This is a genomic window from Solibacillus silvestris (assembly GCF_051967575.1).
GTDB lineage: Bacteria > Bacillota > Bacilli > Bacillales_A > Planococcaceae > Solibacillus > Solibacillus silvestris_B.
Genome location: NZ_JBQCJW010000038.1, coordinates 12,892 through 36,569, shown reverse-complemented (window position 1 = coordinate 36,569; position 23,678 = coordinate 12,892). Strand labels below are relative to the sequence as shown.

General features: G+C 40.7%; 21 protein-coding genes and 1 pseudogene. 18 read left to right on the top strand and 4 right to left on the bottom strand.

Features of this window, described 5'->3' with window-relative positions; all coding sequences use genetic code 11:
* The first annotated feature begins 161 nt into the window (after window positions 1-161).
* The 5 genes from truB (at window position 162) to ACTHOQ_RS16695 (ending at window position 6,266) form a co-directional block, all read left to right on the top strand.
* Entirely contained in the window at window positions 162-1,073 is a 912-nt protein-coding gene (truB, locus tag ACTHOQ_RS16715; protein ID WP_440497283.1) for a tRNA pseudouridine(55) synthase TruB, read from the top strand.
* Between the two features lie 10 nt (window positions 1,074-1,083).
* Window positions 1,084-2,034, top strand: a complete 951-nt coding sequence (gene ribF, locus ACTHOQ_RS16710; protein WP_440497282.1) for a riboflavin biosynthesis protein RibF — start codon at window positions 1,084-1,086, stop codon at window positions 2,032-2,034.
* Window positions 2,035-2,171: 137 nt separating this feature from the next.
* On the top strand, window positions 2,172-2,441 hold the full coding sequence (gene rpsO / locus ACTHOQ_RS16705) for a 30S ribosomal protein S15 (RefSeq protein WP_079525302.1): 270 nt from the start codon (window positions 2,172-2,174) through the stop codon (window positions 2,439-2,441).
* Between the two features lie 272 nt (window positions 2,442-2,713).
* On the top strand, window positions 2,714-4,828 hold the full coding sequence (gene pnp / locus ACTHOQ_RS16700; RefSeq protein WP_440497281.1) for a polyribonucleotide nucleotidyltransferase: 2,115 nt from the start codon (window positions 2,714-2,716) through the stop codon (window positions 4,826-4,828).
* Window positions 4,829-5,039: 211 nt separating this feature from the next.
* Window positions 5,040-6,266 carry a M16 family metallopeptidase gene (locus ACTHOQ_RS16695; protein WP_440497280.1) on the top strand — a complete coding sequence of 409 codons (1,227 nt, stop codon included), beginning with the start codon at window positions 5,040-5,042 and terminating at the stop codon, window positions 6,264-6,266.
* Between the two features lie 42 nt (window positions 6,267-6,308).
* Here the strand turns inward: ACTHOQ_RS16695 and ACTHOQ_RS16690 are convergent, their stop codons facing one another.
* Genes ACTHOQ_RS16690 through ACTHOQ_RS16675 form a run of 4 tightly spaced genes read right to left on the bottom strand, consistent with a single transcriptional unit; the run spans window position 6,309 to window position 8,738 of the window.
* A complete protein-coding gene (locus ACTHOQ_RS16690; protein ID WP_440497279.1) occupies window positions 6,309-6,929 on the bottom strand; it encodes a hypothetical protein in 621 nt (206 codons plus the stop codon).
* A complete protein-coding gene (locus ACTHOQ_RS16685) occupies window positions 6,926-7,522 on the bottom strand; it encodes an ATPase (protein WP_440497278.1) in 597 nt (198 codons plus the stop codon). The genes ACTHOQ_RS16690 and ACTHOQ_RS16685 overlap by 4 nt, the downstream gene beginning before the upstream one ends.
* Window positions 7,519-8,364, bottom strand: a complete 846-nt coding sequence (locus tag ACTHOQ_RS16680) for an ABC transporter ATP-binding protein (RefSeq protein WP_440497277.1) — start codon at window positions 8,362-8,364, stop codon at window positions 7,519-7,521. The genes ACTHOQ_RS16685 and ACTHOQ_RS16680 overlap by 4 nt, the downstream gene beginning before the upstream one ends.
* 2 nt (window positions 8,365-8,366) lie before the next feature.
* Window positions 8,367-8,738, bottom strand: a complete 372-nt coding sequence (locus ACTHOQ_RS16675) for a GntR family transcriptional regulator (RefSeq protein ID WP_440497276.1) — start codon at window positions 8,736-8,738, stop codon at window positions 8,367-8,369.
* A 150-nt stretch (window positions 8,739-8,888) separates the two neighbouring features.
* Between ACTHOQ_RS16675 and ACTHOQ_RS16670 the strand changes: the two genes are divergently transcribed.
* The 13 genes and pseudogenes from ACTHOQ_RS16670 to ACTHOQ_RS16610 all read left to right on the top strand — a co-directional run.
* Window positions 8,889-9,161, top strand: coding sequence for a YlmC/YmxH family sporulation protein (locus ACTHOQ_RS16670; RefSeq protein WP_440497275.1), 273 nt, complete (start codon window positions 8,889-8,891; stop codon window positions 9,159-9,161).
* Window positions 9,154-9,930: an NAD(P)-dependent oxidoreductase gene (locus tag ACTHOQ_RS16665; protein WP_440497274.1), complete on the top strand. Its 777-nt coding sequence runs from the start codon at window positions 9,154-9,156 to the stop codon at window positions 9,928-9,930. The genes ACTHOQ_RS16670 and ACTHOQ_RS16665 overlap by 8 nt, the downstream gene beginning before the upstream one ends.
* Window positions 9,923-10,513 (top strand): dipicolinate synthase subunit B, encoded by a 591-nt coding sequence (locus ACTHOQ_RS16660; protein ID WP_440497273.1) that lies wholly within the window; start codon window positions 9,923-9,925, stop codon window positions 10,511-10,513. The genes ACTHOQ_RS16665 and ACTHOQ_RS16660 overlap by 8 nt, the downstream gene beginning before the upstream one ends.
* 84 nt (window positions 10,514-10,597) lie before the next feature.
* Window positions 10,598-11,638, top strand: a complete 1,041-nt coding sequence (locus ACTHOQ_RS16655; RefSeq protein ID WP_440497272.1) for an aspartate-semialdehyde dehydrogenase — start codon at window positions 10,598-10,600, stop codon at window positions 11,636-11,638.
* A gap of 15 nt (window positions 11,639-11,653) precedes the next feature.
* On the top strand, window positions 11,654-12,565 hold the full coding sequence (gene dapA, locus ACTHOQ_RS16650) for a 4-hydroxy-tetrahydrodipicolinate synthase (protein ID WP_440497271.1): 912 nt from the start codon (window positions 11,654-11,656) through the stop codon (window positions 12,563-12,565).
* Window positions 12,566-12,872: 307 nt separating this feature from the next.
* A complete protein-coding gene (locus ACTHOQ_RS16645; protein WP_440497270.1) occupies window positions 12,873-14,540 on the top strand; it encodes a ribonuclease J in 1,668 nt (555 codons plus the stop codon).
* A 506-nt stretch (window positions 14,541-15,046) separates the two neighbouring features.
* Window positions 15,047-17,335, top strand: coding sequence for an FtsK/SpoIIIE family DNA translocase (locus tag ACTHOQ_RS16640; protein WP_440497269.1), 2,289 nt, complete (start codon window positions 15,047-15,049; stop codon window positions 17,333-17,335).
* Between the two features lie 204 nt (window positions 17,336-17,539).
* Complete coding sequence (locus tag ACTHOQ_RS16635; protein ID WP_440497268.1) at window positions 17,540-18,268, top strand: GntR family transcriptional regulator; 729 nt, start codon at window positions 17,540-17,542, stop codon at window positions 18,266-18,268.
* A 61-nt stretch (window positions 18,269-18,329) separates the two neighbouring features.
* Window positions 18,330-19,439, top strand: coding sequence for a BMP family lipoprotein (locus tag ACTHOQ_RS16630; RefSeq protein WP_440497267.1), 1,110 nt, complete (start codon window positions 18,330-18,332; stop codon window positions 19,437-19,439).
* A gap of 274 nt (window positions 19,440-19,713) precedes the next feature.
* A pseudogene (locus tag ACTHOQ_RS16625) lies at window positions 19,714-21,191 on the top strand (ABC transporter ATP-binding protein).
* Complete coding sequence (locus ACTHOQ_RS16620) at window positions 21,191-22,240, top strand: ABC transporter permease (RefSeq protein WP_440497266.1); 1,050 nt, start codon at window positions 21,191-21,193, stop codon at window positions 22,238-22,240. The pseudogene ACTHOQ_RS16625 and the gene ACTHOQ_RS16620 overlap by 1 nt, the downstream one beginning before the upstream one ends.
* A 1-nt stretch (window position 22,241) precedes the next feature.
* Complete coding sequence (locus ACTHOQ_RS16615; RefSeq protein ID WP_440497265.1) at window positions 22,242-23,201, top strand: ABC transporter permease; 960 nt, start codon at window positions 22,242-22,244, stop codon at window positions 23,199-23,201.
* A gap of 248 nt (window positions 23,202-23,449) precedes the next feature.
* The coding region (locus tag ACTHOQ_RS16610; RefSeq protein ID WP_440497264.1) for a hypothetical protein at window positions 23,450-23,678 on the top strand (229 nt) is incomplete at its 3' end.

The following is a 23,678-nucleotide window of genomic DNA, read 5'->3' as shown; positions in this document are numbered from 1 at the left end:
AAAAAACTTAATTACCACAAAATGTGTGAAAAAAATGGGTTAGGACCAAAAGAAAATATAACTTAATCGACACTCTCAAAACTCCGTTTATTTAAATTAAAATAATTTTAAAGATCGCCCGCACCACACACAATATGAAGTACAGACAAAGGAGTAAGCTAATGAACGGTATTCTGCCATTATGGAAAGAGCGCGGCATGACAAGTCATGACTGTGTATTTAAATTACGAAAAATATTGAAGACGAAAAAAGTAGGTCATACCGGGACACTTGATCCCGGTGTAGAAGGTGTCCTGCCCATCTGCATCGGTCAGGCAACACGGATCGCCGAATATTTGACAGATGCCGGCAAAACATATGAAGCAGTCGTTTCAATCGGACGCACGACAACAACAGAAGATGCGGAAGGCGAAACGGTCGAGCAAAATACAGGTTTAAAATCATTTACTCGTGAAGAAATTTTACAGGCGCTCCAAACGCTGACAGGTGAAATTGAACAAACGCCTCCGATGTTTTCCGCTGTAAAAGTGAACGGGAAAAAGCTTTATGAGTATGCTAGAGCAGGCCAAACAGTCGAACGCCCAACACGTAAAATCACGATTTATGAGCTGGAATTATTGGATGATGCACAAAGTTTCGAAGGAGAAGAAGTGAAATTCTCGATCCGCATCAAATGTTCAAAAGGTACATATATTCGTACATTAGCCGTGCAAATCGGAGAAGCGTTACGCTATCCAGCTCATATGCATGAACTTGTACGTACTGCTTCAGGCACATTTACAAAGGATAATTGCTTTACATTAGCACAAATTGCGGAAATGATGGAGTTGAATGAGCAGGAAAAATTTCTGCTGCCTGTAGAGTATGCTTTATCCGATTATCCGTATATTGAAATAACAGCAGACATTGAAAAGCAAATTTTCAATGGACAAGTTCTCCCGATGCATGCATTATTAAAAGAGCATAATAAAATTGTGTATGGTGTAGAGGGACGAGCATTTGCGGTATATATCGCACATCCGACAAAACACGGACAAATGAAGCCGGATAAAATGTTTCCCGAAATTAATTAGGAGGCAGATGATGAACGTTATTCATTTAAAATACCCGCATCAATTAGCGCAACAAAATGAAAAACAAGCCTATTCATTAGCGATCGGCTTTTTTGATGGGGTACATAAAGGGCATCAGGCAGTCATTGAAGCTGCAAAACAAAAAGCCCAGCTGTTAAATATTAAAAGCGCAGTGATGACATTTGATCCGCATCCATCGATCGTGTTGGGCGGGCGTAATGAAAAGGTGTTTTATATAACGCCACTTGCGCAAAAATTGGATACATTGCAAAAGCTCGGTGTCGATACAGTATTCGTTGTAAACTTCACTTCGGATTTTGCCAAGCTAACACCCGAGCAATTTATCGAGTATTTCCTTATTGATTTAAATGTCCAGCATGTGACGGCTGGCTTCGATTTTTCGTTCGGGGCATTTGGCAAAGGGAATATGGAGCTTTTGGCGCAATTATCAAACGGGCAATTTGGTGTGACCATTATTGAGAAACAGAAGGATGACGAGGAAAAAATCAGCTCAACACGTATTCGCAAAGCTTTGCAGGACGGGGAAATGGAGCAAGTTCGCACATTGATGGGCCGCGCATTTGAAGTTCCGGGCATCGTCGTACATGGTGATAAGCGCGGGCGTACGATGGGCTTCCCGACAGCAAACGTACAGGCAATGGAAGGTTGCTACATCCCGGCTACAGGTGTTTATGCTGTGAAAATTTTAGTGCAAAACAAATGGTATGATGGTGTTTGCAATGTAGGCTATAAACCGACTTTCAAAAATCCGGATGAAAAGAAACTGTCGATTGAAGTGCATATTTTAAATTTCGACAAAAACATTTACGGTGAAGAAGTGGTCGTTGGCTGGTATAAACGTATACGGAGCGAGCGGAAATTTAATGGCATCGAAGCTTTAATTGAGCAAATCGAATTGGATAAAGAGCAGGCGATTGCTTATTTTGAACAACTACGCTAAATAGTTGCACACATATAGCGAACTATGGTACTATTCATAAGTACGAAAATCTCGTATGAACCTTGGCTCGGCTTTTTGCAACTCCAGCGATTGCTGTGCTAACGGGGATATTTTATTTATTTGGGAGGTCATTTCAAATGGCAATTACACAACAACGTAAAAACGAAATTATCGCTGAGTACCGCGTACACGAAACAGACACTGGTTCTCCAGAAGTACAAATCGCTGTATTAACTGCAGAAATCAACGCTTTAAACGCACACTTAGCTACTCACAAAAAAGATTTCCACTCTCAACGTGGTCTTCTAAAAATGGTAGGTAAACGTCGTCATTTATTAAAATATTTACGTGAAAACGACGTAGCTCGTTACCGTGAATTAATCACTAAACTTGGATTACGTCGCTAATCTGACAATAAAAAGCGGGATTTTTCCCGCTTTTTATTATGTTTGAAAAGATTTTGCTTTCCGATTCAATGGTGCGATGTTTAACTTCTTTGAGCAGGTGTCATAACGCCCGTTGAAAGAAGTTAAACCATTGCTGGAAAGTTGAAAATAATTAATTAAATTTATCGATATTTTAATTAAAAAATTTAGCATAGAAAACGCTTTTTTGATACACTTACTATGGTACATAAAAAGATTACGTAGAGTGTTTCAATAAGAAAGGGGTTCATTTAATGAACGAAAAAAAGGTCTTTTCGTATGAATGGGCAGGCCGTCCACTTGTAGTAGAAGTAGGGCAGTTAGCAAAACAAGCAAATGGTGCTGCGATGATTCGCTACGGTGAAACTGCAGTTTTAGCCACAGCAACAATGTCAAAATCTCCAAAGCCATTAGATTTCTTCCCGTTAACAGTTAACTTTGAAGAACGTCTATATGCAGCAGGGAAAATCCCGGGTGGTTTCATTAAACGTGAAGGACGTCCATCAGAAGCGGCGGTATTAACTTCTCGCTTAATCGACCGTCCGATCCGTCCAATGTTCCCGGATGGTTTCCGTAATGAAGTACAATCTATTTTAATGGTTATGTCAAATGATTCAGACTGCCCAGCTGATGTAGCGGCAATGTTTGGTTCTTCATTATCATTGGCAATTTCTGATATTCCATTCGACGGACCGATTGCAGGTGTACATGTAGGATATATCAACGGAGAATTCGTTGTGAACCCGACTGTAGAACAATCGGCAAAATCGACTGTTCATTTAACAGTAGCAGGTAACAAAGACGCGATCAACATGGTAGAAGCAGGTGCTTTAGAAGTAACTGAAGAAATCATGCTTGAAGCGATTATGTTCGGTCATGAAGAAATTAAAAAGTTAATTGCTTTCCAGGAGCAAATTGTTGCTGAAGTTGGTAAAGAAAAACTAGAAGTAACATTATATGAATTAGATGCAGACTTAACAGCAGCGATCAAAGCTGAATGTGAAGCTGATATGAATACAGCGATCCAAACGGTGGACAAGCAATTACGCCAAGAAAATATTACAGCAGTAAAAACACGTGTTATCGAAGCTTATGAAGCACAGGAAGCTGACGATGAGACGATGAAGCAAGTGAATGCTATTTTAGATAAAATGGTAAAAGATGAAGTGCGTCGTTTAATTACAGAAGACAAAGTTCGTCCGGATGGTCGTAAGCAAGATGAAATCCGTGCACTTTCTTCTGAAGTAGATCTATTGCCGCGTGCACACGGTTCAGCATTATTCACACGTGGACAAACGCAGGCATTATCAATTTGTACGTTAGGTGCTTTAGGTGACGTTCAAATTATTGACGGCTTAGGTATTGAAGAGTCAAAACGCTGGATGCACCATTATAACTTCCCTCAATTCTCAGTTGGGGAAACAGGTCGTTACGGTAGCCCGGGCCGCCGTGAAATCGGTCACGGTGCATTAGGTGAGCGTGCGATTTTAGCGGTAATGCCATCAGAAGAAGAATTCCCGTATGCAATCCGTTGTGTATCGGAAGTATTGGAATCAAACGGTTCTACTTCTCAAGCATCAATTTGTGCATCGACAATGGCACTTATGGCTGCAGGTGTGCCAATTAAAGCACCGGTTGCAGGTATTGCAATGGGTCTTGTTAAAAAAGGCGAGCACTATACAGTATTATCAGATATCCAAGGTATGGAAGACCACCTTGGCGACATGGACTTTAAAGTGGCAGGTACAGCTAAAGGTGTAACAGCACTTCAAATGGACATTAAAATCGATGGTCTGTCTCGTGATATTTTAGAAGAAGCATTAACACAGGCGAAAATCGGCCGTATGCACATTTTAGAGCATATGATGTCAACGATTTCAGAGTCTCGCACTTCATTATCACAATACGCACCAAAAATTGTTTCAATCAAAATTAATCCTGACAAAATCCGCGATGTAATCGGACCGGGTGGTAAAGTAATCAATAAAATTATTGATGAAACAGGCGTTAAAATTGATACAGAACAAGATGGCACAATTTACATCGCTTCAGCTGATGAAGCAATGATTAACCGTGCTAAAGAAATGATCGAATCAATCGTACGAGAAGCTAAAGTAGGCGAGTACTACATGGCAACAGTAAAACGCATTGAAAAATTCGGTGCATTCTGTGAAATCTTCCCAGGTAAAGACGGCTTACTGCATATTTCGGAAATTCAGGAAGAACGTACGAAAGAAGTGGAAGACGTATTAAAACTAGGTGATGAATTACTTGTAAAATGTATCGAGATCGATAAACAAGGTCGCGTAAACTTATCACGTAAAGTAGTGATCAAAGAAGAAAAAGAGCGCGCAGAACAAGGGAAATAATTGAAACAAGCGTTTCAAACAAGATAAAAAGGGAGGTTGTACACTATTGTACAGCCTCTTTTTTAAATAATGTATGGAAGAACGGAATGCTAGGAGCGTCACACCGTGTGACAGCGCATTCGTGACCAACATCCTGTTGGCCTCCGAAATGGAATACAGCGGGTTTTTAATTAATACGTATATTTTAATAGCCGAAATGAAGGAGAAATTTATGGTACAAGTAATTACAGCAAAAAATGGTGTGCGCATTGTCACAGAGCAAATGCCGCATGTCCGATCATTATCAGTCGGAATTTGGGTGAATGCAGGGTCACGCTATGAGACGGAAGAAGAAAACGGTATTACCCATTTTATCGAGCATATGCTATTTAAAGGGACAAAAAACCGGACAGCCCGTCAAATTGCCGAGGAATTTGACCGGATCGGCGGAGAGATTAATGCGTTCACATCAAAAGAGCATACTTGCTATTATGCGAAAGTGCTGGATCATCATGGGGAGCTAGCTGTTGATATTTTAGCCGATATGTTTTTTTACTCGCTATTTACGAAAGAAGATATCGAACGAGAGCGACAAGTCGTGCTTGAGGAAATATATATGAGTGAAGATGACCCGGCAGATGATGTCCATGAAAAGCTATGGGCCGTTACATATCCTGGCGATGCTTTGGGCCGGCCAATTTTAGGGACTCCTGAAACACTTGCGACCTTTGATGCACAAATGATCCGCTCATATATTGCTAAACATTACACCCCGCAAAATGTGGTCATTTCAATCGCGGGCAATATTGAAGAAGGTTTACTGGAAAAAATAGAAGCATTATTCGGAAATTATGAAGCAAGTGCTGAATCAGTTGTTTCAAAACCTTCATATCCATTATTTACACCAGGTGAAATCGAAAAAGTGCGCGATACAGAGCAAGCACATATCGCTATTTCATTCCCTGCAATTGGCGTAAAAGACCCAAATATGTATAGCTTTATCGCCTTGAATAATATTATCGGCGGCAATATGAGTTCACGCCTGTTCCAGGAAGTGCGTGAGGAGCGTGGCTTGGCATATTCCGTATTCAGCTATCAGTCGAGCTATGAAGATGTCGGTGTCTTTACGATTTATGCTTCTGCTTCCAAACAAAATCTGGATGCGCTAAAGCAGCAAATCGACCAAACATTACTCGATATCGTAGCAGGCGGGGTAACGGAAACAGAGCTTGGAAATGCGAAGGAGCAGCTAAAGGGCGGTTTCGTATTGGGACTTGAAGGAACAGAGGATTATATGAACCGCAATGGGGTAAATGAGCTAATACATCAACATCACCGAACTGTTGATGAAGTGTTGGCGAAAATTGATGCAATTTCAATGGAAACGATTGACGAACTTATTACACAAATTTTATTGACCGAGCCGGCAATAGCGATTATCGGACCGGAAAACGAATAATGCAAAGGACAGCGCCGGCTAAATATAGCATGCGCTGTCCTTTTAAAATTCCGCTGCCTTGAATCCTATAACGGCCGCCTTATAATATTTATAATAGACATATAATCCAACAAGTGGCGTTACAGCAGCACCGGCAAGTTTCATATCCATTATATTAAACAATAGCTGAATAGCAAAATGAACAATCGTAAACACGAAAATATAAGTGATGATCGGCCATATGGAAAAGCTTTTCTTCGCCTGAGAAGGGTTGCTTAAATAGCTTTTGAGCATCGAGCCGATTGAAGCAATACCGGCCGCAAAAACCATTGCAATAAACGAAAATTCATAATGCCCGATCTGTCCGTTTTTATACAGTACCGCTTGATAAATGGCAAGTGGCACACTAATGCACGAAGCAAGCAGTAAACAAAAAATAAATAAGCTCTTCACAAAATTTTTTGGCGCAATCGGTATTATACGCAAACGCTTTATAAAATGGTTTTCCAGCAAAAAACTAATATTTAATGCCGGGGTCATACATAAAAGATAGATCGATAAAAAGCCTATATTAATCTGATTGCTTATGAACCATTGAGCGGCCATTAAACCTAAAATCAGGGTAAATGATAGTAGCAATAGCTTTCGAGATAAATAAAAATGCATTTTAAGCAGCGAAATCATGTGATATCCCTCCGATCCTCGCGGAAATAAGTAAAACTGGCTGCACTAATGAAAAGTACAATCGCTCCAAGCAAAAACAGTAGGCCATGCAGTATGGCGAAATTGTTGAATAGCGGCGATAACTGGAAAAAGGCAAGCGGGACGATAAATATTAACAGATTGATCAACGCACCGAATTTAAAGCGCCGAACTCCCAGGAAAATTGCAATGATGAAAAAGGAAATCCCAAAGCTTATAAATAATTGCTTTATAGAAGGAAAAACGGGCTGCTTCACAAGCAATGTTTCAATAATTGTTGTAGCCGTAAGTGTATAAAGGATGTAGTACGCAATATAGCGTCCTAAAAAAAATAAATCGGCAAAGAAAAACATTTTTCTTGAAATCGGAAATAGACTCGTCATGCGCAATTGCTTTTCCCGCATATCTAAATAAATGGCACAAAGCACCGTTACACTAATTGATAGCACATAATAAGCTGCTAATTCCACATCCTTAAATACTAAAATGAGCCCAAAAAAAGATGCGCAGACTGGTGTCAGCAAAATCCATGATGCCAATTGCTGCTCGTAATGACGGAATAGTGCTTGCTTCATCCTTTTCTCCCCTTTACAAAAAATAGCATCATCTCTTCAAGCGTCGGTTTCTGTAATTCAATAATTGGATTCACTAACTCGCGCAATACTAAATATTCAATGCCAAACATATAATCACGTTTACTGATGATTGCATGGTTTGGAATGATTTTTGCCTCTTCGTGCGAGCCTTTCCAAATCCCATAACCATAAAGCAAATCATCTTTGTTTTCACTAAACAGAATTTCACCTTCATGAATAAATGTTATCGTATCGGCGATTTTCTCTAAATCTGTAGTTATATGGGAGGAAAATAATATTGCATGGTCTTCGTGTTCCATAAAGCTTTGCAGCATATTCAATACATCATCCCGCGCAATCGGATCAAGTCCGCTTGTCGGTTCATCGAGCAATAAAAGCTTCGGTCGGTGCGCTAAAGCCAATGACAGAGCAAGCTTCATTTTCGCTCCTTTGGACATTGTTTTAATTTTATCGTACTTCGGCACATTCAGTTTTTCCAATAAATCATGGAAATAAAGACGGTCCCAAGTGGGGTATACATTGCCGTAAAGTACATCAAGTTCCCTTGGCGTGAAACTGTCGGGCACATGCAATTCATCAAATACGACTCCAATTCGGGCCTTTGATTCCACTTCATGCATAACATGATCTTTCCCAAAAAGAAGAATTTCTCCATCGATCTTTTTCAATAAATTTAGAAGCAGTTTCATCGTAGTAGTTTTCCCTGCGCCATTTTGACCGATAAAGCCAGCAATTGTACCACATTCCACTGTAAACGAGATGTTGTTTAACCGGAAATTTTTAAATTGCTTCGAAACATTTTTTACTTCAATTGCGTTCATTTTCATTCCTCCAATAGTAAATCGAGTAATTCAAGCAAATCCCGTTTTTGTACATTAGCAGTTTTTGCAATTGAAACAGCTTTAGTTAAATGTACTTCAATTTGGCGAATGAGTTCCTCCCTCAAGAAATCCTGGTTGCGCTCTGATACATAGCTACCTTTACCGGCAACCGTCTCGATAAAACCATCGCGCTCCAAATCCGCATATGCGCGTTTTGTTGTCATTACACTGATTTTTAACTCTTTGGCCAATGCCCTTATCGATGGAAGGGGATCTCCTGTAACGAGGACACCGGTCAAAATCGCCTGTTTTAATTGATCGGTAATCTGCTCGTAAATGGGCTTTTCACTATTGTTGCTCAATTTTATAATCATTAGTTTTAATCACCTCGGTGCAATCTGTATATATACAGTATATACAGATTAATGATGATATGTCCATTTTAAAATTTGAAAATTCGAATTTCACTTATAGGAATGTTGGTGCATATAGTAATGGTAGGCTCTTACAAGAGGAGGGATACAATGCTTTTATCAGAGCTCGCTGAGAAAGAATTGATCGAAATGGAAAATGGTGTCCGTTATGGATTTTTAGCAGAGACCGAATGTATTTTCGATGCGAAAACAGGGAAAATTGTCGGATTTGAAATGCCTCCACAAATGGTGAAAATGCCGTTCCAGAAGAAGAAGGCAGGTATGGTGAAATATATTCCCTGGAAAGAAATCATTTTGATCGGGGAAGACCGGATATTATTTCAAAAGACGACTTCCACATTAAAGCATGCAGACGATGAATGAACGTTGGCTCGTTATCGGAACAGATGAACGGATGAGGTTTTTAGCAAAGCAATTATCAACAAATGACCGCACCGTCTACTATAAAAACACGGCTGTGTGGGATGAAGCTTTAAACAAAGTGGCATTGGAACTGCATCCGACAGAAATCGTATTGCCCATTCAGCCATTATCAATTCAAGTGGAGGAGCTTTTAGGAATAAGGCAAGCACAGTTTTTTGCAGGGAAATATACGGAACAATGGAAGCAGTTTACCCAAAATAAACGAGTTCATTTTTATTTGGAGGATGAGACGTTCATTTGGAAAAATGCTGCGTTAACAGCGGAAAGTTTTTTAGCCCATTTATACAAGGAGAAGGTAAATGTTCAGCATAAAACGATTGTAATTACAGGGTTTGGGCGAGTGGCAAAAATGCTTGCATTATTTTTAACAAGATTGAATGCGAAAGTCATCATCGCGGTACGTTCTGATACCCAAAAAGCAGAGGCGATTGCTTTCGGATATAAAGGAATAGAATTAAACGAAAAAAATCATATGCATGCCGATTTTCTTATCAATACGATTCCGACAAATTGGTTAACAAAAAACTATGATGCGTGGACTGCTCGTCCTATATATGATGTCGCTTCAAGTCCAGGCTGCCTGCATGACATGAAATTATCTCAATATGAGCTGCTTCCTGCATTACCCGGGAAATACTTTCCGCAAGCAGCGGCAAACTTATTATATGAAACGATACTTGAATTGCGAAAGGAGGAAACAAATGCTTGAAGGAAAACGCATTGGTTTAGGAATTACTGCATCCCATTGCACGTATGAAGATGTCGTGCCGAAAATATCCCAATTCCGTGAGGCCGGTGCAACAGTTGTTCCGATTATAACACCTTCTGTACTACATGCAGCAACTCGATTCGGAACAGGTGAAGAGTGGATTGCGAAAATTGAAGAACAAGCCGGGGAAAAGGTTGTCAGTTCAATAGTCGAGGCAGAGCCATTTGGACCTAAAAATCCTTTAGATTGTATGGTTATTGCACCGATGACAGGAAATTCAATAAGCAAATTCGCCAATGCTGCAACAGATAGTGCGGTATTAATGGCCGCAAAAGCGACACTTCGAAATGGCTCCCCCGTAGTGCTTGGAATATCGACGAATGATGCATTAGGGTTAAATGGGATGAATTTAATGAAATTGATGAATGCTAAAAACATTTTTTTCATCCCATTCGGCCAAGATGACCCAATTAAAAAACCGACATCGCTTATAGCAGATTTCACAAAAATGCTCGAAACTGTATCGTTTGCGCTCGCTCATAAAAAACAGATACAACCTATATTTATACAATTTTTTAAATAATCAAATAATCCAACACAATTCAAATAAATTATGATACAATATCCAACATTATATACATACCGATATTTTTAGGAGAGATGAGACATGACGAAGAAATTGAATGTTGCTGTAGTTGGAGCAACAGGGGCAGTAGGTTCCAAAATGATGGAAAAATTAGTTGAGCGTCAATTCCCGATTGCATCAATTAAATTTTTGGCTTCTGCTCGTTCAGCTGGAAACCCAATTGAATTCAACGGTGAAAAATATACGATAGAAGAAGCAACGCCCGAAAGCTTTGAAGGTGTGGATATTGCATTATTTTCAGCAGGAGGCTCGGTTTCCGAAGCTTTAGCACCTGAAGCAGCGAAGCGTGGTGCCATTGTTATCGACAACACAAGTCACTTCCGCATGGATCCGGAAGTGCCGCTTGTTGTGCCGGAAGTGAACCGCCATGCACTAAAATCGATTCCAAAAGGGATTATTGCAAACCCAAACTGTTCGACAATTCAAATGGTGGCGGCATTGCAGCCGATCCGCGAAAAATTCGGCTTAACAAAAATTGTCGTGTCCACATACCAAGCAGTATCTGGTTCAGGAGTGGCAGCGATTGAGGAATTACGAGGGCAAAGCGCACAGTGGGAAGCTGGTAAAAATGTCGATGCACATGTACTTCCAGTTAAATCAGACGTAAAGCATTACCCGATAGCACGTAATGTCATTCCGCAAATTGATAAATTTACGGACAATGGCTTTACATATGAAGAAATGAAAATGATCAACGAAACAAAAAAAATTATGGAAGCGCCCGAATTAAAAGTAGCCGCTACTTGTGTCCGTGTCCCAGTCGTATCAGGGCATTCCGAATCGGTTTATATCGAACTCGAGCAGGAAGCGACAGTACAACAAATTTTCGCTGTATTAAAAGAGGCGCCGGGCATTGTTCTACAGGATGATATACACGAGCAAATTTATCCGATGCCAATTTTCGCGGAAAATGAAGAGCCGATATTTGTTGGGCGTATTCGCCAGGATTTGGACAATAAAAAAGGATTCCACTTATGGATTGTGTCAGATAACTTATTAAAAGGCGCGGCACTTAATTCTATTCAAATTGCAGAAGCTATGCTAGAGGATCACTTACTATAAGGGGAGAGATTAGTTATGGATTTCGGACGAATTGGCACAGCGATGATTACACCGTTCAAAAAAGACGGTACGATTAATTATCCTGAGCTGGAGCGCATTATTAATCATTTAATTGACAACGGGACAGATGCGATTATCGCTTGTGGAACAACTTCGGAAAACCCGACGATGTCAACGGAAGAAAAAATCGAGGTCGTGCGTTTCACAGTGGAGAAAGCGGCAGGACGCGTGCCGGTTATTGCAGGAACAGGAGACAACGAAACGGCCTATTCTATTATGATGACACATAAAGCGGAAGAAAACGGCGCGGATGGAATAATGCTCGTAACACCGTATTACAATAAGCCGAACCAACGCGGAATGTACGCGCACTTTGAAACAATCGCAAAGGAAACGACATTGCCTGTTATGCTGTATAATGTGCCTGGTCGAACAGGTGCCAATATTTTAGCGGAAACGACAATTGCCATTAGTAAGGACGTACCGAATATTACATGTATTAAAGAAGCTAGCGGTAACTTAGATCAGATGGGCGACATTATTGAAAATGTCGATTCGGATTTTTTAGTGTATTCTGGCGACGATGGCTTAACATTGCCGTTGCTTGCAATTGGCGGACGCGGCATTATATCTGTCGCTTCGCATGTAGTCGGTAAAGATATGCAGCAAATGATTCGCGCGTTTGAAGAAGGGCGCCATCAGGAAGCAGCCCAAATCCACCGTGCTTTACTGCCGCTTGTCCGTGCATTATTTGCGCAGCCAAACCCATCGCCAATTAAATATGCGATGACGAAATTAGGCTTTGATACGCTCGATGTACGCATGCCGATGATGGAAATGCTGCCAGAGGAAAAGGCGGCGTTTGATGACATTTGGAATACGTATCAGGAAAAAGCGGAGAAGTTCCGCGTTTTACAAGTTAAATAGCATATACACAGTCACTCCTTCCGATGGGAAGTGGGTGGCTGTTTTTTTATTGAGCTGCTGTTAAAGTGAAGAATGTATTGTGCGAACTGTGGATTAAAAGCGGACTTGAGGATTATTTACAATGTATTGAGGATGAACTGAGTATTAAATTTTTAACGCAGTGCACTTTCTATTAGAACGCTTGAGAATTAAATTCCACCGTGATTCCATATAAAAGAAAATCGCTTTTTTATTTGTACTAACGCCATTCTCCCCGTATAATGAAATTTAAGTGGTTGCTGTTCGGAACATTTTAGGAGGAAATAAAGTGACAAAAACAAAAAATGAATTAATCCGTGTCATTCCATTAGGTGGAGTTGGCGAAATCGGAAAATCAATGTATGTAATTGAAATCGATGAAGAGCTTTTCGTAGTAGACAGTGGGCTCATGTTCCCAGAGGACGAAATGCTCGGAATTGATATCGTGATTCCCGATATTACGTATTTAGAGGAAAATAAAGAACGTGTAAAAGGAATTTTCTTAACACATGGGCATGAGGATGCAATTGGGTCGATTGCATATGTATTAAAGAAAGTGAAGGCACCTGTATACGGCTCGAAATTAACGATTGCTTTAGCGAAGGAGCATTTAAAAGAGCTGCCGGCGCCTTACCAAGTGAAATTCTTTGAAGTGACGAGCAATAGCCGGATGAATTTTAATTCTACGTATGTGACATTCTTCCATACAACACATAGTATCCCCGATTCTTTAGGGATTGTGTTCCATACTTCGGAAGGGGCAATCGTCCATACTGGCGAATTTAAATTTGACCAATCCGCAACAGGCAAGTTTAAGCCGGATTTGGCGAAAATGGCGATACTCGGAGAAGAAGGCGTATTCATGCTTTTATCAGAGTCGATTGAAGCAGAACGTCCAGGCTATACAACAAGTGAAGCGGTTGTTGCAGAAGAATTGCAAAAAACTTTCCATTCGGCGCCAGGCCGGATTATTGTAGCACTATATGCTTCGAACTTTATTCGTATTCAACAAGTGTTTAGACAAGCTGCCTCGTCCTATCGTAAAGTTGCGGTAGTTGGAAAGTCTTTGGAGAAAATCGTTGATATCGGTGTAAACTTAGGCTATTTGGAAGTAGATGAAGAAACACTCGTACCTGTAAACGAAATTCATAAATATGAAGACGATGAAATTATTATTATGGCAACGGGCAATAAAGGCGAACCACTCGATGTGCTTGATAAAATTGTACGCAAACACCACCGTGATGTAAAAATTAAAAATACAGATACCGTTTTAATTACATTTACACCTTCCCCTAGTATGGAAGTACAAATGTACAATACGATGAACCAACTTGCGAAAGCTGGGGCAAATGTGATGACATCGAATAAAAAAGTGCATGTTTCAGGGCATGGGAGCGCGGAAGATTTAAAATTAATGCTGAACTTCATGAAGCCTAAATATTTTGTGCCAATCCAAGGGGAATACCGCATGTTAATTGCGCACTCTAAACTCGCACAGGAAGTCGGCCTGAAAAAATCGCAAATTTTCATCGCGGATAAAGGCGATATTATCGAATACAAAAACGGCAAAATGCGCATGACAGGACGTGTACAGGCAGGAAATGTGTTAATCGACGGAATCGGAGTAGGCGATGTGGGCAACATCGTATTGCGCGATCGTAAACTGCTTTCACAAGACGGAATTTTCATCGTCGTTGTTACGCTAAACCGTGCACAAAAGAAAATTGCATCAGGTCCGGAAATCTTATCGCGCGGTTTCGTATATGTGCGCGAGTCCGAGCAGTTAATGGAAGAAGCTTCTGATATTGCGCGCGAGGTTATTGAAAAATACGTTGGCAAAGAAACTTTTGAATGGACGAATATTAAACAGGAAATACGGGATACACTAAATCAATACTTGTTCCAAAAAACAAAACGTCGTCCGATGATTATACCGATCATTATGGAATACTAATAATTCAATTGCACCAAGTTGTAATTGAATAGACAAAACGGGTTTTCTTACTATAAGCGTGAGAAAGCCCTTTTTCTAACTTGTTTTAAGGCGTTTTTATGGGCGAAAGCATTCCAGCTACGCGGGTCAGGATGTGCAGAGTGAGCTTGGATAAATAGAAGTAAAAGTTCCGCTTATTTGAAAAAATAATATGAAAACAGCCGAAATAGACGGAGAAATTCCGACTATCGACCAAAAAAGAACGTAAATATATGATTTCTCATTGCATAAGCGGAAAAGCTACCCTTATTTACCTTCAAAACAAGGAAGATTGCGCAAATAACCGGAAAAATTCCGCTTATTACACTTTCACGCAGATTAAGTTCATAGAATACAAGCTTGTGCCGCTGCAGAGGAAAACTACAGCGTCCAGAGTAATGATTAATTTTGAATCAGGAAGCCGGGTGAGCTACTTTGGCGTCTTAGTGTTAGTAAGAAGGAACAATTTTTAAGTAGGTGAATAACGAGTGAATCGAAAGAAAAATAGTAAGGCGAAATCAAAGGCGAAACCAACTTTAAAGGCGAAAAATAAACAGGAGCTCCATCCATTAGCATATGAAATAATCGGATTGCTTTTAATTGCTCTTGCGATTATCGAGTTTCTGGAATTCGGTATTGTAGGGAGATGGCTCCATTCACTGGCGATGTTTTTCTTTGGTAATTTGCATTTCATCGTTCCATTGCTATGTTTTTTAATCGCTGGCATGTTAATGGTGAAACGTCGGGGGGTGGCTTTTAAAAGCCGCATCGTATACGGTGTCCTTTTTGTAGGGGCAAGTTTAACGATTTTCAGCCACAGTATGTTGTTTGAACAATTGCATGCGACAAATACTCTATTGTCAAATTCCGTATTAAAGGAAACATGGAGAATTTTAATAAGCGCGGATGGCATCGTCAATCGCAGCAATTCTCTCGGCGGCGGTATGATTGGCGGACTATTGTTCAGCATGCTTCATGTATTGTTTGATGCAAATGGCGCGAAAATTGCAGCATTCGTATTAATGGCAATCGGTTTAATTTTAATTACCGGTAAAGCGCTCGTTCCGTTTTTAGTGGAAAAAGCACCGAGTATGAAAGGACAGCTGAAAAGAGCAAAACGCAGTAAAAGCAGCAGAGCCAACCCTGAAAACGGAAAAAGGCTTAGACGGTCGAATGCCGAGCCTCCCATGGACGAAGAGGAGGCCGCAGATGTGGAAGAACTCATCATTACGGCAGCGGCAACACGGCAAGAACCGATTATTTCGAATTTTGTTGAGCAAGTGAAGCAAGAGCAGCAAAAAGATGCCGAAATCGATGAAGAACCGTTAACCGGCCCGATTATGGAGATAACATCCACCCCAGACCAAACGTATATTTTACCATCGATTCACATGTTAAATGCCCCACCGGAACATGATCAAAGCGGCGAATATTCGGTTATTCAAACAAATGCAAAAAAGTTGGAGCAAACCTTTTTAAGCTTTGGCGTGAAAGCGAAAGTGACACAAGTCCATCTAGGTCCCGCTGTAACGAAATATGAAGTCATGCCAGATGTAGGCGTAAAGGTTAGCAAAATAGTAGGTCTTCAAGATGATTTGGCGTTGGCTCTTGCCGCTAAAGATATCAGAATTGAGGCACCAATACCTGGAAAGTCTGCAGTTGGGATAGAAGTCCCGAACAGTGAGATTGCGATGGTAACTTTACGTGAAGTGATTGAAGCGAATGAGCAGGTGAAAGTTGGAGCGAAACTGCTCGTAAGTTTAGGTCGTGATGTAACAGGCCAAGCGATTTCGGCGGAATTAAATAAAATGCCGCATTTATTGGTCGCTGGTTCAACAGGAAGCGGTAAAAGTGTTTGTATTAATGGCATTATTGTCTCGCTGTTGATGCGCGCAAAGCCAAGCGAAGTGAAGATGATGATGATTGATCCGAAAATGGTGGAGCTAAGTGTGTATAATGGAATTCCGCATTTATTGGCTCCCGTTGTGACAGATGCACGAAAAGCTGCTCAGGCATTGCAAAAAGTAGTTTCGGAAATGGAACGACGCTATGATTTATTTTCGCATTCTGGCACAAGAAATATTGAAGGATATAATGATTACATTGATATGCATAATGAAGATGCCTCTGAAGCACAATCAAGACTTCCGTATATTGTCGTTATTGTTGATGAGCTTGCAGACTTAATGATGGTCGCATCCAGTGAAGTAGAAGACGCCATTACCCGATTGGCGCAAATGGCACGGGCAGCAGGCATTCATTTAATTATTGCGACACAAAGACCTTCAGTGGATGTTATTACGGGCATAATAAAAGCCAATATTCCATCACGTATCGCTTTTGCCGTTTCATCTGCAGTGGATTCCCGCACAATTTTAGATATGGGAGGCGCTGAACGATTGCTAGGTCGAGGGGATATGCTTTACTTGCCGGCAGGGGCATCAAAACCAGTGCGTGTGCAAGGGGCGTTTGTAAGTGATCAGGAAGTGGAAAAAGTAATTGGAAATGTTATAGAGCAACAAAAAGCGCAGTATGAGGAGGCGATGATTCCGACAGATGAACCAGTAATAAATGAAATGGCTGAAACAGATGAGCTGTATGACGAGGCCGTCCAGCTCGTTTTGGAAATGCAGACCGCTTCTGTCTCGTTATTGCAGCGCCGTTTTAGAATTGGATATTCACGTGCTGCCCGGATTGTCGACCAAATGGAGCAGCGGGGCATCGTAGGTCCGCCGGAAGGAAGCAAACCGCGCCAAGTGTTAGGAAATAGATTTTAACTAACAAGGTGCCGGTATTGTTGTATTTTTCAGAATATATCCTTTTCTATGAGTTTTTAAATAAATTCGCTAAATTTTCACATTAACATAACACATTGAAAGAAATATGTTTTCTTTTTTCTTTGAAAGTGTTATATTATTCACGAATTAGTAGGAATGTTGTACATCAGATGTCTGATCTCTATATTATGGTGGTGATACTAAGTGACAATTAAAGCTGATCATCGTCATTTATACTTGCAGGTGATTGATCGTCTAAAGTCAGATATTGATAAAGGGATTTATCGTGAAAACGAAAAATTGCCTTCTGAATTTGAGCTTTCAAAAACATTAGGTGTAAGTCGTGCAACGCTTCGTGAAGCACTTCGACTTTTGGAAGAAGAAAACATTATTGTCCGTCGTCATGGTGTTGGTACATTTGTGAATCCGAAGCCGGTGTTTACGTCAGGCATTGAACAATTATCGAGTGTATCATCTATGATTGAAAACGCTGGTATGCATCCAGGCTCTATTTTTATTAGCGCCAAGGAAGAAAAGGCAACAGAAGATGATGTGGAACGTTTCCAAACTGACATTGATGACAATGTTATCACGATTGAACGTGTAAGAACGGCGGATAATGAGCCGGTCGTTTACTGCATAGACAAAGTACCGGCGAATTTATTGCCAAAAGAATTTATAAGTAATCAAAACGTTTCAATTTTTTCGGCATTAGAGCAAACAGGAGCTATCCGCGTCGCGTATGCAGTGACGTATATCGATCCAGTAGGCTTCCATGATGAAGTATCACCGATATTAAAATGTGGGCCGGAAACAGCTTTGCTTGTATTAAAACAACTGCACTATGACGAAAGTGATCGTGTAGTTCTTTATTCGAAAAATTATTTCAGGGCTGACAAATTCAGCTTCCATGTAGTACGAAAACGGGTGTAGAACAATAATTTCTATTATTTAATTCCTGCTAATATCAATTACCTTTGAGGGGGACTCATTAATGAAAAAGCGTAAATTTGGTTTATTAATTTCTTCTGTAGTAGCAACTGGTGCAATTTTGGCGGCATGCGGATCTGACGATGAGGAAACTGGTTCAAAAGACACTTCAAACAATGATTCAGGTTCTGAAACAAAAACAGACGCTGGTTCAGGCGACAATTTCACAATCGCTATGGTTACAGACGTTGGTGGAATCGACGACAAATCATTCAACCAGTCAGCTTGGGAAGGCGTTCAAAAGTTCGGTGTAGACAACGGTCTGTCTAAAGGCGACGGTTTCGATTACCTACAATCAAAATCAGATGCTGACTACAACACAAACTTAAACAACTTATTACGTCGCGATTTCGATTTAGTATTCGGTGTTGGTTACATGATGGCTGACGCAATTGGAGAAATCGCAAATGATAACCCAGATGCAAAGTTAGCATTAATCGACTCAAATGATGTTGACGCGCCAAACGTTGCAAATATCCTTTTCAAAGAGCAAGAGGGCGCTTTCTTAGCGGGTGTTGTTGCAGCTGAAATGTCGGAGTCAGGCAAAATCGGTTTCGTAGGCGGTGTTGATATTCCGGTTATCAACCGCTTCCACGCTGGTTTCGTTGAAGGCGCAAAATCCGTAAACCCGGACATCGAAATCCAAGTGAACTATACAGGGAAATTTGATGATGCTTCTGCAGGTAAAATCGCTGCGAACTCAATGTACTCTTCTGGTGTAGATATTATTTTCCACGCAGCAGGCGGTACAGGTAACGGTGTATTCTCTGAAGCAAAAGAGCGCAAAGCGAAAGATTCTAATGCAAATATTTGGGTAATCGGTGTAGATGCCGACCAATACGCGGAAGGTCAAGTGGATGATTCAACAAACATTACATTAACATCTATGTTAAAAGGTGTTAACAATGCAGTAGTGGACATTGCTACAAAAGCTAAAGACGGCGATTTCCCAGGCGGTACTACGACTGTTTACGGTTTAGCTGAAGACGGTGTTGGTTTAGCTGACTCTCGTGGCGCTATCCCGCAAGAGGTATTGGATAAAGTAGAAGAATATAAAGAAAAAATTGCTTCTGGCGAAATTAAAGTTTCAGAAGAAAAACCTAAAGGCAAATAATATTTTCTAATGGAGTAATCATCATAGGGGGATTTATTCCCTTATGATGATTTTCCGATTTATAAGCTTGAACGGAATTTTCAGTAAATTTAGTATTGCTAGAAATGTAAGCGTTCTATTTTCTTGATATAGTATTTAAAAGGTTTTTTTTGGAGAATGTCGAATTATTTGATAGGAATTAAAATTAATAGATGAAAGATTTTACCGACAATCTTTCATGTGTTAATTTTATAAAAACTTTTTGTAAGATAAATAGCCTAAGGGAGTGAGTCTAGTGGAATACGTGATTGAAATGCTAGGAATTCGTAAAGAGTTTGGCGGTTTCGTAGCAAACAATAATATCACCCTCCAACTTAAAAAAGGCGAAATTCATGCACTGCTCGGAGAAAATGGTGCAGGTAAGTCGACTTTAATGAATGTGCTTTTCGGTCTATATCAACCAGAAGCCGGTGAAATAAAAGTGCGTGGGGAATCGGTAAAAATTACAGATCCAAATAAAGCAAATGACCTAGGAATAGGAATGGTTCACCAACACTTTATGCTCGTGGAAAACTTTACGGTTACAGAGAACATTATTTTAGGTAGTGAGCCTACTAAGCTTGGGGCCATTAATATTAAAGATGCGGCAAAAGATATTGCGGCCTTATCGAAAAAATACAATTTGGATGTAGATCCATATGCAAAAATTGAAGACATTTCTGTAGGGATGCAGCAGCGTGTGGAAATTTTGAAAACATTGTACCGGGGTGCAGAAATTCTCATTTTTGACGAGCCGACAGCTTCTTTAACTCCACAGGAAATTACAGAGTTAATTGCGATTTTGAAGCTTCTTATCAAAGAAGGCAAATCGATCATTATTATTACACATAAATTAAAAGAAATTATGGAAGTTTCTGACCGTGTAACGATTATCCGCAAAGGGGAAGGGATCGGAACGGTAGTAACAGCCGAAACAAACCCTGACCAATTGGCTGAATTAATGGTAGGACGTCAAGTAGAGTTCAAAACGGAAAAAGGAGAACCGAACCCAACAGAAGAAATATTTAAAATCGAAAATTTAGTCGTTGCGGATTACCGTAATATTGAAAAAGTAAAAGGCTTGAATTTATCGAAGCGATTACAGGGTTGCGCAAAATCAAAAGCGGTAAAGTAACGCTGAATGGCAAGGATATAACAGGCTTAAAGCCACGGGAGATTACGGAGACAGGCGTAGGGCATATTCCACAGGATCGCCATAAACACGGGCTTGTATTGGATTTCCCTATTGGCCATAATATTGTACTTCAAACATATTATAAATCGCCGATATCAAAAGGTTTCGTAATGGACTACAGTAAAATTAATGAAAAGGCACGGCAAGTAATTGAAGAGTTTGACGTTCGTACAGGCCAAGGCGAAATGACGCCTGCACGTGCACTTTCTGGCGGTAACCAGCAAAAAGCGATTATCGGGCGTGAAGTGGACCGCGATCCGGATCTTTTAATCGCCGCACTTCCTACACGCGGGTTGGACGTTGGGGCCATTGAGTTTATTCACTCTCGCTTAATCGAACAGCGTGATAAAGGGAAAGCTGTATTGTTAATTTCATTCGAATTAGACGAAGTAATGAATGTATCCGACCGTATTGCGGTTATTTATGATGGAACAATCGTCGATACAGTTTATCCGAAAGAAACTTCCGAACAGGAACTTGGCTTGCTTATGGCCGGCGAAAAACGTAAGGCAAAAGCTATCAAGGAGGGGAACGAATAATGTCAAATCGCGTTGTGAATATACTCGTTCCGCTCATTTCGGTAATTTTAGGATTGCTCGTCGGCGGAATCATCATGGTTGTCAGCGGCTATGATGCCATTGAGGGCTATATTGCTTTATGGAATGGTATTTTTGGAGATTCCTATTCTATCGGTAATACAATTCGCCAAATTACACCATATATTTTAGCCGGTCTTGCTGTAGCATTTGCCTTCCGTACAGGTTTATTTAACATCGGGGTAGAAGGGCAGCTATTGATGGGATGGCTTGCGGCTGCATATGTTGGATATGCAATCGAAGGCTTACCGCGCATTATCCACTTGCCGTTAGCATTGCTTGCAGCCGCTGCGGCAGGTGCTTTCTGGGCATTCATCGTCGGCTTCTTGAAGGCCAAACTTCAAGTGCATGAAGTAATTGCTTCGATTATGCTAAACTACACAGCATTATATTTAACGAATGCTGCAATCAAATCATTGTCGGATGGCAGTTTTAAAACACCGACTGTATTGGCATCAGCTACATTGCGTAATCAGTGGCTGCGTGAAATTACAGATAACTCAAGCCTTCACTTAGGGATTTTTGTCGCTATTTTCATGGTGGTTGTCATGTGGTTTATTTTAGAAAAAACGACGCGCGGCTACGAGTTAAAGGCAGTTGGATTCAATAAAAATGCGGCCGAATATGCAGGCATGAACGTAAACCGCAACATCATTTTAGCAATGACAATTTCCGGTGTATTCGCCGGTTTAGGCGGTGCGATGGAAGCATTGGGGACATACCAAAACGCATCCATCAAAGCAGCTGCATCAGGAATCGGATTTGACGGGATTGCTGTAGCATTACTTGGTGCGAACAATCCGATCGGTGTATTCTTCGGTGCATCTTTATTTGGTTCGCTGAAATACGGGGCATTAAATATGCCTAACGCAGCGGGTATTCCAGAAGAGATCGTATCAATCATTATCGCCGTTATTATTTTATTCGTAGCATCAGGCTATATTTTACGCGTTGGATTAGAGAAATTCGGAAAGAAAAAGGAGGGCAAGTAACATGAGCTTTTTAGAAGTGTTATACTTTATCGTCCCTTCTGCTTTTTTATACGCAACACCACTTATTTTAACGGGTATTGGCGCGCTATTTTCGGAGCGTGCCGGCGTAATTGGTCTTGGTGTTGAAGGGTTAATGATCGTCGGTGCATTTACAGGCATTTATATAAACTTGGAATACTATGATGATTTCGGGAAAAATGTTATTTGGTTGGCGTTATTGGCAGCATTACTGGCAGGGGCAATCTTCTCGCTGATCATTGCCGTAGCAGCAGTAACATTCCGTGCGGACCAAACTGTAACGGGTGTTGCACTGAACATGCTTGCTGCAGCAATTACAGTATTCTTAGTTAAATTGATTTATGGCAAAGGGCAAACGGATATGGTGTCAGCCCCATTGCAGCGTTTTGAAATTCCGTTTTTATCCGATGTCCCGTTTTTAGGTCCATTATTGTTCCAAAACGTCTATTCGACAACGATCATCGCCTTAATCGTAGCGGTTGGCGCATGGTTTGTCCTGTATAAAATGCCGTTCGGTTTACGTATTCGTGCAGTAGGGGAACATCCAATGGCAGCAGATACGATGGGGATTAACGTAACAAAAATGCGCTATATCGGTGTTATGATTTCAGGTGCATTGGCAGGTGTTGGTGGTGCATCATTAGCGATGACATCATCAGGCGATTTCTCGGCTTCTACAGTGGCAGGTCAAGGGTTCATCGCCATTGCTGCGATGATCTTCGGTAAATGGCATCCGCTAGGTACATTAGGTGCCGCACTATTCTTTGGTTTGGCGCAAACATTAAGTATCGGTGGCGGTAATATTCCATACATTCAGGAAATACCACCAGTAATTTTACAAGTTTTACCGTATGTATTGACGATTCTAGCGTTGGCAGGCTTTATCGGTAAAGCAGTAGCACCAAAGGCTTCAGGTGTTCCATATATTAAAGGAAAACGCTAATATTAAACTGTCTGTACAAAGTAAATTTGTGCAGGCGGTTTTTTTTGAGATTCTTTAGCTGTAAGAAGTGGCGGCTATAGGTCACACAATGGCGAATAGTTGCTTGAAAGTGTCGATTAAGTGAAAGCGGGGAATTTATTAGCTGATTCTCGCGGGGAAGTGGTACGTGCGGCATTTATTAGCCGATTTGCGGGGAAAAGTATAACAGATCGTCCGAAAAGTAGAACGCGGGGAATTTATTAGCGGATTTGAGTGGAAAAGTAGAACTTCCTGAAGAGGAAGTAGAAAGTTTTGCGGCTAAAGTGGAAACTATTCATGGAAAAGTAGAACAGATTGTCTGGAAAGTAGAAGAGCGGATTTTATTAGCTGATTTGAGTGGAAAAGTAGAACTTCTTGAAGGGGAAGTAGAAAGTTTTGCGGCTAAAGTGGAAACTATTCATGGAAAAGTAGAACAGATTGTCTGGAAAGTAGAAGAGC

Excerpts from the sequence above, each read along its gene's own strand:
- ACTHOQ_RS16685 (WP_440497278.1), bottom strand. The coding sequence starts at position 7,522 with ATGAAGCAAGCACTATTCCGTCATTACGAGCAGCAATTGGCATCATGG.
- ACTHOQ_RS16665 (WP_440497274.1), top strand. The coding sequence starts at position 9,154 with ATGAATGAACGTTGGCTCGTTATCGGAACAGATGAACGGATGAGGTTT.
- ACTHOQ_RS16630 (WP_440497267.1), top strand. The coding sequence starts at position 18,330 with ATGAAAAAGCGTAAATTTGGTTTATTAATTTCTTCTGTAGTAGCAACT.
- ACTHOQ_RS16670 (WP_440497275.1), top strand. The coding sequence starts at position 8,889 with ATGCTTTTATCAGAGCTCGCTGAGAAAGAATTGATCGAAATGGAAAAT.
- ACTHOQ_RS16695 (WP_440497280.1), top strand. The coding sequence starts at position 5,040 with ATGGTACAAGTAATTACAGCAAAAAATGGTGTGCGCATTGTCACAGAG.
- truB (WP_440497283.1), top strand. The coding sequence starts at position 162 with ATGAACGGTATTCTGCCATTATGGAAAGAGCGCGGCATGACAAGTCAT.
- ACTHOQ_RS16655 (WP_440497272.1), top strand. The coding sequence starts at position 10,598 with ATGACGAAGAAATTGAATGTTGCTGTAGTTGGAGCAACAGGGGCAGTA.
- rpsO (WP_079525302.1), top strand. The coding sequence starts at position 2,172 with ATGGCAATTACACAACAACGTAAAAACGAAATTATCGCTGAGTACCGC.
- ACTHOQ_RS16675 (WP_440497276.1), bottom strand. The coding sequence starts at position 8,738 with ATGATTATAAAATTGAGCAACAATAGTGAAAAGCCCATTTACGAGCAG.
- pnp (WP_440497281.1), top strand. The coding sequence starts at position 2,714 with ATGAACGAAAAAAAGGTCTTTTCGTATGAATGGGCAGGCCGTCCACTT.
- ACTHOQ_RS16690 (WP_440497279.1), bottom strand. The coding sequence starts at position 6,929 with ATGATTTCGCTGCTTAAAATGCATTTTTATTTATCTCGAAAGCTATTG.
- ACTHOQ_RS16615 (WP_440497265.1), top strand. The coding sequence starts at position 22,242 with ATGAGCTTTTTAGAAGTGTTATACTTTATCGTCCCTTCTGCTTTTTTA.
- ACTHOQ_RS16660 (WP_440497273.1), top strand. The coding sequence starts at position 9,923 with ATGCTTGAAGGAAAACGCATTGGTTTAGGAATTACTGCATCCCATTGC.
- ACTHOQ_RS16680 (WP_440497277.1), bottom strand. The coding sequence starts at position 8,364 with ATGAACGCAATTGAAGTAAAAAATGTTTCGAAGCAATTTAAAAATTTC.
- dapA (WP_440497271.1), top strand. The coding sequence starts at position 11,654 with ATGGATTTCGGACGAATTGGCACAGCGATGATTACACCGTTCAAAAAA.
- ACTHOQ_RS16620 (WP_440497266.1), top strand. The coding sequence starts at position 21,191 with ATGTCAAATCGCGTTGTGAATATACTCGTTCCGCTCATTTCGGTAATT.
- ribF (WP_440497282.1), top strand. The coding sequence starts at position 1,084 with ATGAACGTTATTCATTTAAAATACCCGCATCAATTAGCGCAACAAAAT.